Genomic DNA, 17,447 nt, shown 5'->3' with positions numbered 1-17,447 from the left:
CCGCGAAGAGGCCAGCGCCGATTCCGATCAGTGCATCCGCACCCACAAGGTCACCAGCACGGTCGCGGCCATCAGCCAGGCCACCGTGGCCAGTGCCAGCGATGCCTCCAGGCGCAGGCGGTCGACCAGCACATACAAGGTCGCCAGGTACACGAAGTACGGAATGATCGACCACATGCCGAACAGGATGGTGGTCTTCAGGTCGGCAATGCTGCGCCCTTTGCCGACGATGTAATGGGCAATCAGGGCGAAGGTAGGGAACAGCGGCACCAGCCCGGCGATGTAGTAATTGCGCGTCTTCGACAGCACCGCCAGCAGCAGCACCACGCCAGCGCCAAGGGCCGCTTTGAATACCAGGTCCACGTTGTCTTTCCAGGTTGGGTTTGAGGTCAGCCGAGGCCGTATTTTTTCACTTTGTCGAACAGCGTGGTCTTGGCCATGCCCAGCTCCTGGCTGGCCTGGCTCAGGTTGCCGCCAGTGCGTTGCAGGGCGTCGCTGAGCAGGTTGCGCTCGAACGCTTCCACCGCCTCGGCAAAGCCCAGACCTTGGCTGGCACCACCGCTGGGGCCTTTCTTGAACGCCGGCAGGCCGAGGGCATAGCGTTCGGCGACGTTGCGCAGCTCACGCACGTTGCCCGGCCAGTCGTGGGCCATCAGGCGCGACAGGGTCTGGCTGTCCAGGGCAGGTGTTTCACGGTCGAAGCGCAGGGCAGACTGCTGCAGGAAGTGTTCGAACAGCTGCAGGATGTCTTCGCGGCGCTCGCGCAGCGGCGGCAGCTCCAGGGTTACCACGTTCAGCCGGTAATACAGGTCGCTGCGGAACTGGCCGCTCTGGCCCATGGCATCCAGGTCGGACTTGGTGGCGGCGATGACCCGGCAGTCCACCGGAATGCTCTGGTTCGAGCCCAGCCGCTCCAGGGTGCGCTCCTGCAGCACGCGCAACAGCTTGATCTGCAGGTTGATCGGCATGCTCTCCACTTCGTCGAGGAACAGCGTGCCGCCGTTGGCGTGTTCGATCTTGCCGATGCGGCGTTTGCCGGCGCCGGTGAAGGCGTTGGCTTCGTGGCCGAAAATCTCGCTTTCGAACAGGTTTTCCGGCAGGCCGCCACAGTTCAGCGCCACGAACGGCTGGCCCTGGCGGCGGCTGAAGTCGTGCAGGCAGCGGGCGACCAGTTCCTTGCCGGTACCGGTCTCGCCTTCGATCAACACGTTGGCCGAGGTATCGGCAACGTTGGCGATCAGTTCGCGCAGGTGCTCCATGGCTGGCGAGCGGCCAATGATGCGCCCCTCCAGGCTGCTTTGCTCGGCCAACTGGCGGCGCAGGGCCACCACTTCGCGCGACAGCCCGCGCTGTTCAAGGGCGCGGCGCACCACGTCGACCAGGCGCTCCGGGGAGAAGGGCTTTTCCATGAAGTCGTAGGCGCCATTGCGCATGGCGCCGACCGCCATGTCGATATCGCCGTGGCCGGTGATCAGCACCACCGGCAGGCTGCGGTCGCGGGCCTTGAGGCGGTTGAGCAGCTCCAGGCCATCGATGCCCGGCAGGCGGATATCGCTGACGACGATGCCGGCGAAGTCGTCGCCGATGCGTTCCAGCGCTTGCTCGGCGCTGCCCACGCCTTCACAGGCGATGTCTTCCAGGGCCAGCGCCTGCTGGCAGCCGAGCAGCACATGCGGGTCGTCTTCGACGATCAGGACGGTAAGAGGCGCTTGGTTCATGGGTGCTCTGCCGATTCGCTAGGGGGGGATACCAGCGGCAGGGCCAGGACGAAGGCCGTGCCGCCGCTGGCGGGGTGCTCGACGTTGAGGCTGCCCTTGGCGGCGGCGGCAAGGCTCGCCGACAGGGTCAGGCCCAGGCCCAGGCCGTGTTCGCCCGGTTTGGTGGTGAAGAAAGGTTCGAACAGGTGCTTGCGCGCCTCGGCGTCGATGCCGTGGCCATTGTCGCGCACCTGCAAACGGTACTTGTCGCCCTGCAGCTCGCCTTCCAGCCACAGCTGCGGCAGTGGCTGGGCGGCCATGGCATCCAGGGCGTTGCCGATCAGGTTGACCAGGATCTGCTCCAGGCGGGTCTGGTCGATGGCCAGTTGCTGGTCCTCGAACTGATTGTGCAACTGCAGGTGGCAGGCGCTGATGCGGTTGGCCAGCACCTGCAGGGTTGCGTCCACCGCCTTGGCCAGCGAGGCCTGGCCGCTGTCGTCAGCGCGCCGGGCGAACGAGCGCAGGCTGGCGGTGATACGGCCCATGCGGTCAATCAGGTCGTTCATGGTGCGCAGGTTGGTGCTGGCGGTTTCCAGCGCCCCGCGTTCGAGGAAGCGCACGGTATTGCCGGACAGGGTGCGCAGCGCGGCCAGCGGCTGGTTCAGTTCGTGGGCGATGCTGGTCGACATCTGCCCGATGGCGGCCAGCTTGCCGGCCTGTACCAGCTCATCCTGGGCGTGGCGCAGGGTTTGCTCGGCATGCCGGCGCTCGCGAATCTGGCCCTTCAGGCGTTCGTTGCTGGCGCGCAGGTCGGCCGTGCGTTCGGCGATCCGTCGCTCCAGCTGACTGTTGGCTTCCTGCAGGGCCTCGCGGGCTGCCAGGCGGGTGGCGATGACCTTGCGCCGTTCGTTCCAGGCGATGCCGAGGATCGCCAACAAGGCGAAGGCCACGCCCACCAGGATGCCTTGCACCATGGATTCGCGGCGCAGGTCCTGCAGCGGGGTCAGCAGGGTGAAGTGCCAGGGTGTATCGGCCAGGCGCCGGGTCTGGGCCAGGTAGGCCACTTCGTGGGCCTTGCCCTGTGCGGTTTCGCTGTTGGCCGGGAAGGTCAGCTTTTCCACGCCATCGGCCAGGGTTTCCCGGGCCAGGGGTTGCAGCTCGTTCAGCGGCCACCAGTAGTACTGCAGGCTTCGGGCCAGGCGCTCCTTGATTTGCGGGGTCAGCGGGCGTACCGACTTCAGGCGCCGGGCCGGGTCGCTGGAGAGGATGATGATGCCGTTCTCGTCGCTGACGAACGCCTCCAGGCGGGCACGCTGCCAGCGCTCCTCGAGGGTGTCCAGGCGCACTTTGATCACCGCCACGCCAATGATCTTGCCGTGCTCTTCCAGGCCATGGGCCAGGTAATAGCCGGCCTCGCCGGTGGTGCTGCCGATACCGTAGAAACGCCCGGGCTCGCCGCGCACGGCGGTCTGGAAGTAGGCCCGGAACGACAGGTCCTCGCCGAGGAACGAGTCGGCATCGCGCCAGTTGCTGGTGGCCTGGACCCGGCCGTTGGTGTCGAGGACGAAGATGGCCCGGCTGCGACTGCGCCGGTTCAGGCCTTCGAGGTATTCGTTGACGGTCTGCCGCGAGCCGCCGTCAGGGTCGGTGAGCAGGTGCGAGACGCTGTCTTCCAGCTCCAGCAGGCTCGGCAGGTAGGTGTACTTGCTGATTTCGCTCTCGACCGTGCGCGCGTGCAGCTCCAGCTGGCGCTCGCCGTTTTCGCTGAGGGTGCGGATGCCGTTGCTCTCGCTGATCAGGTAGCCAGCCATGCCCAGGCCGACCATCAGCAGGATGATCAGTGGCGGCAACAGCAATTGGCGGAGGAGGCGGGATTTCACGGCAGGCTTGGCAGGGAGAAGAAGCGAAGGATCGCATTTCATCACAGTGGCCTTGTCACGACCAGCGCCTGCTGCCCGAAAGGGCAGCGGCGCCGACCGCTTCAGTGAAGCAAAATCAGTGCTGCAGGATCTTGCTGAGGAAGTGCTGGGTACGTTCGTGGCGGGCGCTCGGGTTGCCGAAGAAGTCTTCCTTCTGGCAATCCTCGATGATGTTGCCCTTGTCCATGAAGATCACGCGGTTGGCCACCTTGCGGGCGAAGCCCATTTCATGGGTCACGCACATCATGGTCATGCCCTCGTGGGCCAGCTCGACCATCACGTCCAGTACTTCGTTGACCATTTCCGGGTCCAGCGCCGAGGTCGGTTCGTCGAACAGCATGACGATCGGATCCATCGACAGGGCGCGGGCGATGGCCACGCGCTGCTGCTGGCCGCCGGAAAGCTGGCCGGGGTGCTTCTTGGCATGGGCACCGAGGCCGACGCGGTCGAGCAGGGCCAGGCCCTTCTTGGTCGCTTCCGCTTCGCTGCGGCCGAGCACCTTGCGCTGGGCAATGGTCAGGTTCTCGGTGATGGACAGGTGCGGGAACAGCTCGAAGTGCTGGAACACCATGCCAACGCGCGAACGCAGCTTGGGCAGGTTGGTCTTGGGGTCGGCAATCGAGGTGCCGTCGACCACGATGTCACCTTTCTGGAACGGCTCCAGGGCGTTGACACACTTGATCAGGGTGGACTTGCCCGAGCCCGACGGGCCACATACCACCACCACTTCACCCTTCTTGACCTCGGTGCTGCAGTCGGTCAGTACCTGGAAGTCCCCGTACCACTTGTTGACGTTCTTGATGGAAATCATACGGCGATCCTTTTTTGCAGACGCTTGACCAGCCACGAAGCGGAGAAGCTGATGAGGAAGTACACGACACCGGCGAAGATCAGGAACTCATGGGAGCGCCCGATGATGTCGCCGTTGGAGCGTGCCGAGTTGAGGAAGTCCACCAGGCCCACGGTGTATACCAGCGAGGTGTCCTGGAACAGGATGATGCTCTGCTGCAGCAGCAGCGGGGTCATCTTGCGGAAGGCCTGGGGCAGGATGATCAGGCGCATGGTCTGGCCGTAGGTCATGCCCAGGGCCTGGGCGGCGCCCATCTGGCCCTTGGAGATCGACTGCACGCCGGCGCGGACGATTTCGCAGAAGTACGCGGCCTCGAACATCATGAATGCCACCACGCAGGAGGTGAAGGCACCCACCGGGGTGTCCTCGCCGGTGATCCAGCGCAGCACGAACGGTACCGCCAGGTAGAACCAGGTGATTACCAGCAGCAGCGGGATCGAGCGGAAGTAGTTGACGTAGGCACCGGCCACGTTCGACAGCAGCTTGCTCGACGACAGGCGCATCAAAGCCAGGATGGTCCCCAGGACGATGCCGCCGACCACGCCCATGACCATCAGCTGCAGGGTCATGACCATGCCTTCCCACAGGGCAGGCAGGGCCGGGATGATTTCGCTGAAATCCATGTCCATTTATTTGCCCCCTACGGAAATCAGGCCGGGCACCGAGACTTTCTTCTCGACCATGCGCATCAGCAGCATCAGGCCCATGTTCAGGGTGAAGTAGATCAGCGTGGCCAGGGTGAAGGCCTCGAACAGGTTGGCCGAGAATTCGGCGGTCTGCTTGGTCTGCGCCAGCAGTTCCATCAGGCCGATCAGCGACGCCACCGACGAGTTCTTGAACACGTTCAGGAATTCCGAAGTGAGCGGCGGAATGATGATCCGGTAGGCTTGCGGCAGCAGCACGTTGGTGTAGATCTGCGACAGGCTGAAGCCCATGGCGCGGGCGGCGGCTTCCTGGCCGCGGGGCAGCGCCTGGATGCCGGTACGCACCTGTTCGCACACGCGGGCGGCGGTGAACAGGCCCAGGCAGATGACCACGCTGATCAGCGCCGAGGTGGTCGGGTTGAGGTCCTGCTTGAACCATTCCTGCAGGCCTTCTGGCAGCAGGTCCGGCACCAGGAAGTACCAGATGAACAGCTGCACCAGCAGCGGCACGTTGCGGAACAGCTCCACGTAGGCAGTGGCGATACCTGCTACCACACGGTTCGGCACGGTGCGCATGACGCCGAGGAGCGAACCCAGCAGCAAGGCGATGATCCAGGCGGTGATGGCGATGGCGATGGTCCAGCCCAGACCGGTGACGTACCAGTCCAGATAGGTTTCGCTGCCCACGCCGGTGGACTTGAAGAACACGCCCCAGTCCCAGTTGTAATTCATCGGGATTTCCCCTCAGACGGTTGTTTCACGGGCACCTTCCAGCATCCGAGGGCGTAATGCCCTCGGATGAAAGGTTAGACACTAACAGGTGGCCTGCAGGTTTAATTCGCGCGTTGCAGCGCAGCAGGCCACTGGCTGGGGATCAGGACTTCTTCTCGTCCGCGGCCTTGTCGGTCGGCTCGGCGATCAGTTTCTTCAGCTCGTCGCTCATCGGGAACTGCAGGTTCAGGCCCTTTGGCGGGATTGGTTGCTGGAACCACTTGTCGTAGCTCTTGTTGACTTCGCCCGACTTGAAGTAACCGACGATGGCGTCATCGACCGCTTTCTTGAAGGCAGCGTCATCCTTGCGCACCATGCAGCCGTAGATTTCGTACGACTGTGGGGTACCGGTGATGACCCAGTCCGATGGCTTGCGCGCCTTGGCCATTTCGCCGGCGAGCAGGGCGTCGTCCATCATGAAGGCCACGGCGCGGCCGCTTTCGAGCATGTTGAAGGCTTCACCGTGGTCCTTGGCGGAAATCACGTTCATCTTCATCTGCTTGTCGGCGTTCATCGCCTTGAGGATGCGCTCGGAGGTGGTACCGGCGGTGGTCACCACGTTCTTGCCGGCCAGGTCCGGGAAGTCCTTGTATGCTGGCTGACCGTCCTTGACCTTGGTCAGCAGGCGGGTACCGACTTCGAAGATGCCGACCGAGAAACCGACCTGCTGCTGGCGCTCGACGTTGTTGGTGGTGGAGCCGCACTCGAGGTCCACGGTGCCGTTCTGCACCAGCGGGATGCGGGTCTGGGAAGTGACCAGGTTGTAGCGGACCTTGATGTCCGTACCCAGTTGCTTCTTCAGGGCGTCGACGACAGCCAGCTGGATGTCATGCGAGTAGCCCACGGGCTCGGGCTTGCCGGCCAGGTAGGAAAACGGGATGGAGGAGTCGCGGTGGCCCAGGGTGATGGTGCCCGAATCCTTGATCTTCTTCAGGGTGCCGGTCAGTTCTTCGGCCATGGCCGGCGAAGCGATCACAGCGGCCGCGATGGCGGCGCCCAGCAATTGACGAACGATACGCATCAAATTTTCCTCGACGTGTTTGTTTTTTTTATGGAGCCGTTGGCGGACTCTTTCGTTCAACGAATACCGCAAGAAGCGAGTGCATTCGGCTACCAAGTGTAGAGCATGAGTCGTGCCAAGCCCTGATATCGATCATAACGTCGCATATTCCGAGGGATACAAGCGATTTTTCATGCTGCAGGCTCGCTGTGTCGTGACGGGTTTCCGAACGAATGCCGGGATGGCGTTCGGAAACCCGAATGGCTGATCGGCGAGCTGTATCAAGCTCGACATATTTACCGCGGGGTGGATCAACGCACGTGCTCACATCCGGGCTTTCCAGACTGGAGATTCCTCTGTGGCTGCCATTCATTCCTTCGCCCAAACCTCTGTCGATCACTTGATAGCGCGACAACTACCTTCATGGCTCGTCAATGCCGAGGTTGCGCATGCGCGGGCCTTTCGCCAGGCCTTGTCAGCCCAGCAGGCCTGCGCCGAGCGTTTGCGCCAGGTAATGCAGCCTGTTCCTTCGATCGAGACGTTTGCCCTGGCGCGGCTGGAAACGGCCTTGCGCGACGCGGGGCTGGAGCAGGTCGATCCTCGGCAGGCGTTCGTCTTGATCGAAGAGCAGTTCAAACTGCCTTCGGCCGCCGAGAAACTGTATCAACCCACGGTAACCTACAAGTCACAGCACAGTTTGCTGGCGGCGGCTTTGCACAACTTCCAGGACCAGGAAACCCGGCCTTGGCTGTTGCGCAAGGCAAAGCTGGTCGGCGCCCAAGGCGTAGCCTTGCCCCTTTCGTTCGAGCATTTTGCCGCGTTGTGCCGCAGCCTGGATGTTGGTGCGGGCTATCAGGCACTGCTGAAGAATGTGCTGCAGCCCAAGTCGGGCCGTGGTCAACCCAGGGATCAGGCGCGCAAGGAAATCGAGCAGCTTTTCCAGGACTGCCAGCGCACCCGCCTGGAAGCTTCGCTGTACGAGGCCAGGATCAAGGGGCATATGGACGAAGCGGACCTGCGGCGATTGCTGTCATGTTTCACCTCGCAGAGTGGAAAGGATGGTGCCAACGGCACTCTGATTGCGCGTCAGCTCTATTTGCTTGGCAAGTGCATCATCGGTGTAATCGCCTTCGAATGGCGAGTGGCCGGCAGCGATGTGATCGACGAAATCATCCTGTGGGTGCCTGATGACCCTGAAAAAGCCATCCGTCACTACGATAGTTGGCAGGATGCCTACCAGGACATGGGCATGCGCTTGCGTGCGCCCTCGTTCCGCCGGTTTTTCGAGCGGTTCATCAAGGCACGCGACTGCAACGGATTCACCCAGGCGTTGACCAGTCTGCTTGCAGCATCCGCCCCTGGTTCGCCGCTGCAGCTCGACGGCCGAAACCTGCCCGTCACGGGTGATGTGTTCGCCCACGTCCAGGCGCAGCAGATGGCCAGGATCTTCGACGATGCGCGTTTCATTGCCGTGCCCACGGATGATGAAGATCGCCAGAGCAGGCAGCAGCGGTTGCAGCAGATGCTGTCCGCAGGGCTGGACCTGTTGGGGATGGCGGCTTTTTTCATACCCACGCTGGGCGAGGTGCTGCTGGTGATCAACGCCGCACAGTTGCTGGACGAGGTCTACGAAGGCTATGAGGCCTGGCGATTAGGGGATCGCCAAGCAGCGCTGGCTCACCTGTTCAGCGTTGCCGAGAACCTGGCACTGGCCGGGGCGGTTTCCGGGACCATGCATGTATTGCCGCGCATTCCGTTTGTCGATGCGCTGGAACCTGGACTGGCCGCAGGGGGCAAGGTGAAGCTCAGGCACGGCAGCACGCATGCGCACGTGGAGCAAAGTCCTGCAGCGCTATTGCAAGCTCTCGCCCCACAAACGCTCGGCAGTGTGCTGGAGGATGATGCGCGCACGCTTGTGGCTGTCACCGGCTACGGCACCGATGAGCTGCGGCGCCTGTGCGTAGAGCTGGCGCCGGTCCCGGCACGGATCCAGGACATGCATGAGCGCATAGGCCTGCATCGCAGTTCAGCCGGGCTTGAAGGCCCATTGTTCGAAGAGGCGTTCACCGCCCTGAGCGAACCCCTTGATTCAGACCAGGTGATTCTGATGCAGGCGTTCAAGGGCCTGACGCCTCATGGGGCTGCGGAAATCATCAGGCACACCAGCACTGCTCAGCTGGAAAGCTTCCGTACCACCGGGCGCCTGCCGCTGAGCATGGCTGAACGGGCGCGCCGGTATGCTCGGGACAGCCGTCTGGACAAGGCCTGCCTCGGCATGCGCTTGCATGGCATGATCAACGCAGACAGCGAGCAGTTGGTGATGGGGCTGGTTGCGAAGAAGGCGCCATGGCCCTCTTCGCACCCTGTGGAGCTGCGCTCGGGCAGCCGCAATGGTCGCGTGCAGTTTGCCAGTCATCCCGAGTCGAAAGCCCAGGCCAGGGTCATCGTGAGGAGCGGGGCAGGTTACCGCCTCGACAAGGGCGATGGTGCGAACACGGAGGGTGCTGGCCAGTCGTTGCTGAAGGTGGTGGTGCAATGCCTGGACGAAGAGCAGAAGGTCGCACTGGGCTCCAGTAGCCTCGATGCCAGGCAACTACGTGACTGGTTGATGGAAGCAGCCAGTGCCGATCGCGAACTGGCTGGCCGGCTGATTGGCTTGGCGCCATCGGGTGAAGGCATCCATCTGCCCAGGCGCTTTGGCGACGGACGCCTGGGCTACAGGCTCAGCGGCGGTGGGGAGAGCAGCCAGCAAGCGATCAGGCGCGGGATTCACCAGATCTTTCCGACGCTCAGCGAGTTGCAGCTGCAGGCTTATCTGAACGCTGTGCGGGCGCAAGGCCATAGTCTCTGGGATCACTACCAGCTGCTGCAACGCCAGCTTGCGGAGCTGCGGCAGGCCTTGAGCGAATGGCAAGGCCAATGGCGAACACCTGCCGATGCCGTGAGGCGCCGTCGGGTCGCCGAAACCTTGCGTCGCAGCTGGCGGCGCAAGCTGGTGGATGCCAATGACGAATACGAGCTGGTAATCGATGGCGAGCATGTCGGTGAGCTGCCGACGCTGCCTGCGGGGCTCGAATTTGCGCATGTGCAACGGTTGGTCCTGCGCAATATGAACCTGGCGAGCATCGAAGCGGATTTTCTCCACCGCTTCCCCAACCTGGTCGAACTGGACCTGAGCGAAAACCGCCTCACTCAGGTGCCGCCGGGAATAGAAAGGCTGGTACACCTGCGCCGCCTGAACCTTGCACGTAACCAGATCGTGATCAACGCCGAAGCCAATCATCGCTTTGCCCAGCTAACGTTGCTGGATACGATCGAGCTGAGTTTCAATCCGCTACGCCAGGCGCCGGACCTGTCAGGTTTGCGTCATGTGCGGCAACTGCATCTGCGTGCGACCGAGTTGGTGGATTTGGAGGAGTTGCTGGCACGCGCCTCCTGGAGAGCGTTGATTGACGCACGAGAAAACCGGATTCGCGAACTGCAGCGGGAAATGCAAGGGCTGAACTTGCGACTGGCGCGAATCGAGCTGCATGACAACCCGTTGAGCCGGGCCAGCCATGAGCAGCTCGACCGTGCGCATGTCGGCACAATCCCGGGCACCCGAGGAAGTACCTCCTACAAGCATCGTGAAGCCAGTGTGGAGGTCCGCGGGCTGTGGACGCAAACCCGTGACCCGGCGCTGCGCAGGCAGCGCGAGGCGACCTGGGATCGGTTGCAGCAGGAGGTCGGGTCGCGCGACCTGTTCCGGTTTCTGGCTGATCTGAGCCAGGGGGACGATTTTACGGAACACCCGGGCCACTACCGTCGGCGCATATGGCGCATCCTGGATGCCTGTGAGCAGAGCGAAGTGGTGCGCGAGCAGTTGTTCCGCGAGGTCGGGGGGCCGCGCAGTTGTGAAGACCGTTTGCTGTTGATATTGAATCAGCTGGAAGTCGGTGTGCTGGTACAGCAGGGTGTCACCGGTGTACCACCGGCCATGATGGAACAAAGCCTGGTACGGCTGGGGCGCCAGCTTTACCGGCTGGATCTGGTGGACGCGATCGCAGCCCGGCATGTGCAGCGCATGCGCGCAGGTGCCATTGACCGGGTCGATGAAATCGAGGTCAGGCTGTTGTTCCGTAACCAGCTGGCGCAGGCGCTTGAATTGCCGATCCATGTCGAGGACATGCATTACGCGTCATATGCCAATATAACGGACGCCGAACTGGTCGAAGCTCGACTGGAGGTACTGGAAACCGAGACGCCTCAGGCCATTCAGCAGGCCCTGGCGCAGAGGCCGTTCTGGGTGGACTACACAAGGCGGCGGTACGCCGAACGGTTCGAGCAGCTTGCGGAGCCTTACCACCAGCGCCTGGCCGAGTATGAGGCGCAAGCTGCAAGCGCCAGCGAGCAGCTCTACCTGCAAAAAGCCGACGAGCTGATGCATGAGCTGGAAGCGGCCGAGCGTGAGTTGCTGCGGGCACTGGCCGAGGAGGCGTGGAGGCGCTTTGCCGAGTGAGGCAGGGTGGCCATCCGCGTTGCGGGCTGGCTACCCTGGCATGTCAGGCCGCGCGAGTTGCGGCCTGGGTTGCCTGCTTGTGGCGAAGGTACTCAATCAGCGCTTCTTGCTCCGTGACGCTGGTGAACAGGCCGAGCTTGGTGCGACGCCAGAGGATGTCGTCCGCGCTCATGGCCCATTCTTCCCGCATGAGGTAGTCCACTTCATGAGCGAACAACCCGCCACCGATGGACTGCCCCAGGTCCTGCGGCCCTTGCACACCCTCGAGCAACTGCCATACGCGGCTGCCGTAAGTCAGAGCCCAGCGCTTGGCGATATCGACCGGCAGCCATCCGCAACGGGCCAGCACGGCATCGACCAAGGCTTGCACGGTGGTCATCCGTTCGCCGCCCGGCAGTGGCGAGCTGGCTGTCCAGCTGCCGCGCATTTGCGGGAAGTGCGGCTTGAGCTCGGCCATGGCTGACTCGGCCAGCTTGCGGTAGGTGGTCAGCTTGCCGCCGAACACCGAGAGCAACGGTGCCTGGCCTTCCCCGGCGGACAACGCCAGGGTGTAGTCGCGAGTTACTGCCGATGGGTTGTCGGATTCGTCGTTGCACAGCGGGCGGACGCCCGAATAGGTGTGCAGGATATCGCTGCGGCCCAGTTGATGGTTGAAATGCGCGTTGACCACTTTCAACAGGTAGTCGGTTTCCTGGTCGGTGATCGCCACCTTGGCTGGGTCGCCGGTGTATTCGCGGTCGGTCGTGCCGATCAGGGTGAAGCGGTCGAGGTAGGGAATGCAGAAGACGATGCGCTGGTCTTCGTTCTGCAGGATGTAGGCGTGTTCCCCCTCGTACAGGCGCGGCACGATCAAGTGGCTGCCCTGGATCAGGCGGATGCCATAGGGCGCATCGAGCTTGAGGTCATCCTTGATGAAACTGGCTACCCACGGGCCGGCCGCATTGACCAGGGCGCGAGCGCGGATGGTCTGCAGGCTGCCATCGGCGTGCTGCAGCTCGACTTGCCAGACCCCTTCGCTGCGCTCTGCGCGCAAGCAACGAGTGCGGGTGCGGATGTGCGCGCCGTTTTCACGGGCGGCCATGGCATTGAGTATGACAAGGCGCGCATCGTCCACCGCGCAGTCGGCATATTCGAAACCACGGGTGATCTCTGGCTTGAGCGGGTAGCCGGCGCCAAAGCGCAGGCTGCGCGAGGCGCCCAGGCGTTTGCGTTTGCCCAGGTGGTCATACAGGAACAGGCCGGCGCGAATCATCCAGGCCGGGCGCAGGTGCGGGCGGTGCGGTAGCACGAAGCGCATGGGCTTGACGATGTGCGGGGCTTTGGCCAGCAACACTTCGCGCTCGGCCAGCGCTTCACGCACCAGGCGGAACTCGTAGTGCTCCAGGTAGCGCAGGCCGCCGTGGATCAACTTGCTGCTGGCCGACGAGGTGTGCTGGGCGAGGTCATCCTTTTCGCACAGGAACACTTTGAGGCCGCGGCCGGCCGCATCGGCAGCGATGCCCACGCCATTGATGCCGCCGCCGATCACAGCGAGGTCATAGCAGTCAGCGAGTGGGGGCTGGGACGAAACGGGCTTGGACACGGGCAAGGCCTCCTGGTAGCTGTTCATATCGATTATGAACATTGATGTTCGTTTTCGAAAATATTAGCGCAACAGAAAGCCGGTCGCCAGCCAGTCTTTATAGAAAAAACTGATCAGATGACAATGAAGTGAACATATACGAAAATTTCGGGTGATCGGTGTGAAAGGTGAGGCGCCTGTGAGATCGAGCGCCGCGCGATCTCGCAGGCGCTACAAAACCTGTGGCATGCGCCTGTCAGCCCTCACACCACCTCAAGCCGAATCTTGTACTGGTTGAGCAACTGGGTGAGGGCGGGGGCTGGCGCCTGGTCGGTCACAAGGCAGTCGACCATGCTGATCGAGCCCATGCGCACCATGGCGTTGCGCCCGAATTTGCTGGAGTCGGCGGCAAGGATCACTTGCCTGGCATTGGCGATGATCGCCTGGGATACCCGTACTTCCTGATAGTCGAAATCGAGCAGGCTACCGTCTTCGTCGATGCCACTGATGCCCACCAGGGCGAAGTCGACCTTGAACTGGTTGATGAAGTCGACACTGGCCTGGCCGACCACGCCGCCATCACGACGCACCGTGCCTCCCGCCACCAGCACTTCGAAATCGTCCTTGGCGGCAAGGATTGCGGCCACGTGCAGGTTATTGGTGATGACCTTCAGGTGATTATGGTTGAGCAGCGCCCGGGCAATGGACTCGGTGGTCGTGCCAATGTTGATGAACACCGAAGCATGGTCGGGAATCTGCTGGGCTACGGCTTCGGCGATGCGTTGCTTTTCGTCGCGCATCTGGTCGGCACGCATGGCGTAGGCGGTGTTCTCGATGCTCGAGTCGTAGGCGGCGCCACCGTGGTAACGGCGCAACAGGTTGAGCTCGGCCAGTTGGTTGATATCACGGCGGATAGTCTGTGGCGTGACGACGAACAGCTGCGCCATTTCTTCGATACTGACGTAACCGCGTTCACGCACCAGTTCGAGGATTTGTTGTTGGCGAGGGGGCAGATTCATGGGCGGTCCTTTGGGGCTGCCGGACAAATGCTGCAATGATGCCGTAGGACGCGGACTACGGCCAGTAGACTAACGGGCCTGCTGTTTCACGCGGTCCCTGCCGCGGCGCCCGCCATCCACAAAACCCGGAAGCTTGCACTGGTCCCTGTGGGAACGGCTTTAGCCGCGAACACCGGCGCAGCCGGTGCCATCTTCACGGGTAACGCCGCTCCCACAGGATTTGGGCATGCTTTCGCGCCGGGGATCAGGCCTCGTGATCTTCCCAGTCACGGGTACGCTCGACCGCTTTTTTCCAGCCGGCATACAACTTCTCTTTCTGCGCTTCGTCCAGCTGTGGGCTGAATTCGCGTTCGATGATCGCCTTGTCGCGCAGCTCGTCCAGACCGCTCCAGAAGCCACAGGCAAGGCCCGCCAGATAGGCCGCGCCCAATGCCGTGGTCTCGCGCATCTTCGGCCGCTCCACGCAGGTGCCGAGGATGTCGGCCTGGAACTGCATGAGGAAGTTGTTGGCCACCGCACCGCCGTCCACACGCAGCTCGGACAGGCGCTGGCCGCAGTCCTGCTGCATGGCGTCGAGCACATCCCGGGTCTGGTAGGCGATCGACTCCAGTGCCGCGCGGATAATGTGGTCCACCTTAACGCCACGGGTCAGGCCGAACAGCGCGCCGCGGGCATACGGGTCCCAGTACGGAGCGCCCAGGCCGGTGAAGGCGGGCACCAGGTATACGCCGTTGCTGTCCTTGACCTTGCTGGCGAAGTATTCGGTATCCAGGGCGTCGTTGACGATCTTCAGCTCGTCACGCAGCCACTGCACGGTAGAGCCACCGTTGAACACAGCGCCCTCCAGGGCATAGGCCACTTCGCCCCGCGGACCGCAAGCGATGGTGGTGAGCAGGCCATGGGATGACTTCACCGCCTGGTCGCCGGTGTTCATCAGCAGGAAGCAACCGGTGCCGTAGGTGTTCTTGGCCTGGCCTGGCTCCACGCACATCTGGCCAAACAGCGCCGACTGCTGGTCGCCGGCGATACCGGCAATGGCGATGCCGCTCTTGGTGTGGCCGTAGACCTCGGAGGAAGGGCGTACCTCGGGCAGCATCTGCCGTGGGATGCCGAGGATTTCCAGGAGCTTGTCGTCCCACTGCAGGCTGTGGATGTTGAACATCAGCGTGCGCGAGGCGTTGGTGTAATCGGTGACATGCACCTTGCCTCCGGAGAACTTCCAGATCAGCCAGGTATCGATGGTGCCGAACAGCAGCTCGCCGCGCTCGGCGCGTTCGCGGGCGCCCTCGACGTTGTCGAGGATCCATTTCAGCTTGGTGCCGGAGAAGTACGGGTCGGTGACCAGGCCGGTGGTTTCGCGAATGTAGTCTTCATGGCCGTCGCGCTTGAGCTGGGCGCAGATCTCGGTGCTGCGGCGGCACTGCCAGACGATGGCGTTGTACACCGGGCGACCGGTTTCCTTGTCCCACACCACGGTGGTTTCACGCTGGTTGGTGATACCCAGCGCGGCGACCTGGGCGTGGCTGATACCCGCCTGGGCCAAGGCCTCGACCATGGTCGCGCTCTGTGTGGCGAAGATTTCCATCGGGTCATGCTCGACCCAGCCTGCCTGCGGGTAGTGCTGGGCGAACTCGCGCTGGGAGGTACCCACCACATTGGCGTCGCGGTCGAAAATGATGGCCCGCGAACTGGTGGTGCCCTGGTCCAGGGCGATGATGTAGTTCTTATCCTGGGTGTCTGTCATGGTCGTAGGCCTTGCGAAAATAGGGGTTCAGGGCTGGGCTTGATGCCGGCGTCAATTGACTTGAGTATCGCCCTGGCGATTGTCATTTGTCTCAGGGTTCACGGCGGCTGCCATTGGCAGGTTGCGGGCGATCAGGCCGCGATAGGTCGCGGCCCCCAGGCAGGCGCCAAGGATCGGTGCGAACACCGGAACCAGGAAATAAGGCATGTCCCGACCGCCAGTGAAGGCGATTTCGCCCCAACCGGCCAGGAAGGTCATGAGTTTTGGCCCGAAATCGCGGGCCGGGTTCATGGCAAAGCCGGTCAACGGGCCCATTGCGCTGCCGATCACGGCGATCAACAGGCCGATCAGCAGCGGGGCCATGGCGCCGCGCGGCAGGCCGTTGTTGTCGTCGGTCAGGGCCATGATCACGGCCATCAGGATGGCGGTGATGACCACTTCGACCAGGAACGCCTGGCCGGTGGACAGCGACGGGTGCGGATAGGTGGAGAACACCGAGGCCAGCTCCAGGCTGGCTTCGCTACCGCGCAACATGGCGTGGGCCTGTTCGAAATCGAAGAACAGGTTGCTGTACAGGGTGTAGACCAACGCTGCGCCACAGAACGCGCCGCATACCTGGGCCAGCATGTAGAAGGGCAGCTTGCGCTTGTCGAAACCGGCGAACAGGGTGAGGGCGATGCTCACCGCCGGGTTCAGGTGCGCGCCGGAAATGCCGGCGGTGAGGTAGATCGCCATGCTGACGCCCACGCCCCAGATGATACTGATTTCCCACAGGCCGAAGCTGGCGCCCGCGACCTTGAGCGCGGCGACGCAGCCGGTACCGAAGAAGATGAGCAGTGCAGTACCGAGGAACTCGGCCAGGCATTGGCTGGACAGCGTGGGTTGGCGTAGAGCAGTCGTCATGTATGACCTCGTTTTTTTTGTTGTGAGGCGCGTGGCGCTCGACAGCAAAGCCTGGAGTCTATCCCCATTGACCCCAGGCAGATGTAGGAAATGCACCTTAAAAGTGCACCATTTATTCAGAAACGAAAAAATATAGACAAGAAACGCTGATGTCAAAGGTCGAAAGTGAACGGTCGGTCACGAGCTGGCTGCTGATTTCCGGTGCGGATCCGCGTACTAGAGGGGTGCGCTTGCTGTGCGCTGGCTGCGATGTGGGAATTATCCTAAAGTAGCCACCGAGCCGTCCCCGACCGGAGCCCCTGCATGACCCCCGCCCTAGACCTGTTGAAGAAGCACCGCGCCGAGCATCGTGTGCACAGTTACGAACATGACCCCAAGTCGGCGTCATATGGTCTTGAGGCTGCGGAAAAGCTCGGTCTCGACCCGCAGCAGGTGTTCAAGACCTTGCTGGCGAGCAGCGAGAAGGGGGAGTTGCTGGTGGCGGTGGTGCCTGTGGTGGGCACGCTGGACCTCAAGGCCCTGGCCCATGCTGCCGGGGTGAAAAAGTGCGAGATGGCCGACCCGGCGGCGGCGCAGCGGGCCACGGGGTACCTGGTGGGAGGGATCAGCCCGTTGGGGCAGAAGAAGCGCCTGCGCACCTTTATCGATGACTCGGCACAGAACTTTGCAACCATCCATGTCAGCGCCGGGCGGCGTGGGCTGGAGGTGGAGTTGGCGGCAGCGGTATTGGCCGAGCATACCCAGGGCAAGTTTGCCGGGATCGGGCGGGGCTGAGAATTTTCGGGGCTGCTTTGCAGCCCTTTCGCGACTCAAGGCCGCTCCCACAGGTACAACGCCGCCC

At 62.8% G+C, this 17,447-nt stretch carries 13 protein-coding genes; 2 read left to right on the top strand and 11 right to left on the bottom strand.

The window, feature by feature from the left end; all coding sequences use genetic code 11:
- Positions 1 to 27 precede the first annotated feature (27 nt).
- The 7 genes from J5M71_RS14200 to J5M71_RS14170 form a co-directional block, all read right to left on the bottom strand.
- The gene (locus J5M71_RS14200; RefSeq protein ID WP_025754578.1) at positions 28 to 363 is read right to left on the bottom strand and encodes a GlpM family protein; all 336 of its coding nucleotides are present in this window, start codon (positions 361 to 363) and stop codon (positions 28 to 30) included.
- Positions 364 to 389: 26 nt separating this feature from the next.
- Positions 390 to 1,718 (bottom strand): sigma-54 dependent transcriptional regulator, encoded by a 1,329-nt coding sequence (locus J5M71_RS14195; protein WP_013973972.1) that lies wholly within the window; start codon positions 1,716 to 1,718, stop codon positions 390 to 392.
- Positions 1,715 to 3,619, bottom strand: a complete 1,905-nt coding sequence (locus J5M71_RS14190; protein ID WP_207832950.1) for an ATP-binding protein — start codon at positions 3,617 to 3,619, stop codon at positions 1,715 to 1,717. The genes J5M71_RS14195 and J5M71_RS14190 overlap by 4 nt, the downstream gene beginning before the upstream one ends.
- A gap of 73 nt (positions 3,620 to 3,692) precedes the next feature.
- Positions 3,693 to 4,427 (bottom strand): amino acid ABC transporter ATP-binding protein, encoded by a 735-nt coding sequence (locus tag J5M71_RS14185; RefSeq protein WP_003258023.1) that lies wholly within the window; start codon positions 4,425 to 4,427, stop codon positions 3,693 to 3,695.
- On the bottom strand, positions 4,424 to 5,095 hold the full coding sequence (locus tag J5M71_RS14180) for an ABC transporter permease subunit (protein WP_047595781.1): 672 nt from the start codon (positions 5,093 to 5,095) through the stop codon (positions 4,424 to 4,426). The genes J5M71_RS14185 and J5M71_RS14180 overlap by 4 nt, the downstream gene beginning before the upstream one ends.
- Positions 5,096 to 5,842, bottom strand: coding sequence for an amino acid ABC transporter permease (locus J5M71_RS14175; protein ID WP_063913147.1), 747 nt, complete (start codon positions 5,840 to 5,842; stop codon positions 5,096 to 5,098).
- Positions 5,843 to 5,984: 142 nt separating this feature from the next.
- Complete coding sequence (locus J5M71_RS14170; protein ID WP_025340398.1) at positions 5,985 to 6,902, bottom strand: glutamate/aspartate ABC transporter substrate-binding protein; 918 nt, start codon at positions 6,900 to 6,902, stop codon at positions 5,985 to 5,987.
- A gap of 451 nt (positions 6,903 to 7,353) precedes the next feature.
- On the opposite strand from J5M71_RS14170, the gene J5M71_RS14165 reads away from it, so the two are divergent.
- Complete coding sequence (locus J5M71_RS14165) at positions 7,354 to 11,379, top strand: NEL-type E3 ubiquitin ligase domain-containing protein (RefSeq protein WP_243434188.1); 4,026 nt, start codon at positions 7,354 to 7,356, stop codon at positions 11,377 to 11,379.
- 43 nt (positions 11,380 to 11,422) lie between these two features.
- Here the strand turns inward: J5M71_RS14165 and glpD are convergent, their stop codons facing one another.
- The 4 genes from glpD to J5M71_RS14145 form a co-directional block, all read right to left on the bottom strand.
- Positions 11,423 to 12,961: a glycerol-3-phosphate dehydrogenase gene (gene glpD / locus J5M71_RS14160; protein ID WP_207833020.1), complete on the bottom strand. Its 1,539-nt coding sequence runs from the start codon at positions 12,959 to 12,961 to the stop codon at positions 11,423 to 11,425.
- Positions 12,962 to 13,203: 242 nt separating this feature from the next.
- Positions 13,204 to 13,959, bottom strand: a complete 756-nt coding sequence (glpR, locus tag J5M71_RS14155) for a DNA-binding transcriptional repressor GlpR (RefSeq protein ID WP_207832945.1) — start codon at positions 13,957 to 13,959, stop codon at positions 13,204 to 13,206.
- 244 nt (positions 13,960 to 14,203) lie between these two features.
- Positions 14,204 to 15,703: a glycerol kinase GlpK gene (gene glpK / locus J5M71_RS14150; RefSeq protein ID WP_207832943.1), complete on the bottom strand. Its 1,500-nt coding sequence runs from the start codon at positions 15,701 to 15,703 to the stop codon at positions 14,204 to 14,206.
- Between the two features lie 51 nt (positions 15,704 to 15,754).
- Complete coding sequence (locus J5M71_RS14145; protein ID WP_063913144.1) at positions 15,755 to 16,606, bottom strand: MIP/aquaporin family protein; 852 nt, start codon at positions 16,604 to 16,606, stop codon at positions 15,755 to 15,757.
- A 303-nt stretch (positions 16,607 to 16,909) separates the two neighbouring features.
- Here J5M71_RS14145 and ybaK point away from each other — a divergent pair, with 303 nt between their 5' ends.
- Entirely contained in the window at positions 16,910 to 17,380 is a 471-nt protein-coding gene (ybaK, locus tag J5M71_RS14140; protein ID WP_016488787.1) for a Cys-tRNA(Pro) deacylase, read from the top strand.
- Positions 17,381 to 17,447: the final 67 nt, after the last annotated feature.

The sequence above is a fragment of the Pseudomonas sp. 43(2021) genome, assembly GCF_017490805.1.
Classification (GTDB): domain Bacteria; phylum Pseudomonadota; class Gammaproteobacteria; order Pseudomonadales; family Pseudomonadaceae; genus Aquipseudomonas.
The sequence above is the reverse complement of the archived record's forward strand: the minus strand, read 5'-3'. Positions and strand labels throughout refer to the sequence as shown.

Excerpts from the sequence above, each read along its gene's own strand:
- J5M71_RS14195 (WP_013973972.1), bottom strand. The coding sequence starts at position 1,718 with ATGAACCAAGCGCCTCTTACCGTCCTGATCGTCGAAGACGACCCGCAT.
- J5M71_RS14190 (WP_207832950.1), bottom strand. The coding sequence starts at position 3,619 with ATGAAATGCGATCCTTCGCTTCTTCTCCCTGCCAAGCCTGCCGTGAAA.
- J5M71_RS14185 (WP_003258023.1), bottom strand. The coding sequence starts at position 4,427 with ATGATTTCCATCAAGAACGTCAACAAGTGGTACGGGGACTTCCAGGTA.
- J5M71_RS14180 (WP_047595781.1), bottom strand. The coding sequence starts at position 5,095 with ATGGACATGGATTTCAGCGAAATCATCCCGGCCCTGCCTGCCCTGTGG.
- J5M71_RS14175 (WP_063913147.1), bottom strand. The coding sequence starts at position 5,842 with ATGAATTACAACTGGGACTGGGGCGTGTTCTTCAAGTCCACCGGCGTG.
- J5M71_RS14170 (WP_025340398.1), bottom strand. The coding sequence starts at position 6,902 with ATGCGTATCGTTCGTCAATTGCTGGGCGCCGCCATCGCGGCCGCTGTG.
- glpR (WP_207832945.1), bottom strand. The coding sequence starts at position 13,959 with ATGAATCTGCCCCCTCGCCAACAACAAATCCTCGAACTGGTGCGTGAA.
- glpK (WP_207832943.1), bottom strand. The coding sequence starts at position 15,703 with ATGACAGACACCCAGGATAAGAACTACATCATCGCCCTGGACCAGGGC.
- J5M71_RS14145 (WP_063913144.1), bottom strand. The coding sequence starts at position 16,606 with ATGACGACTGCTCTACGCCAACCCACGCTGTCCAGCCAATGCCTGGCC.
- ybaK (WP_016488787.1), top strand. The coding sequence starts at position 16,910 with ATGACCCCCGCCCTAGACCTGTTGAAGAAGCACCGCGCCGAGCATCGT.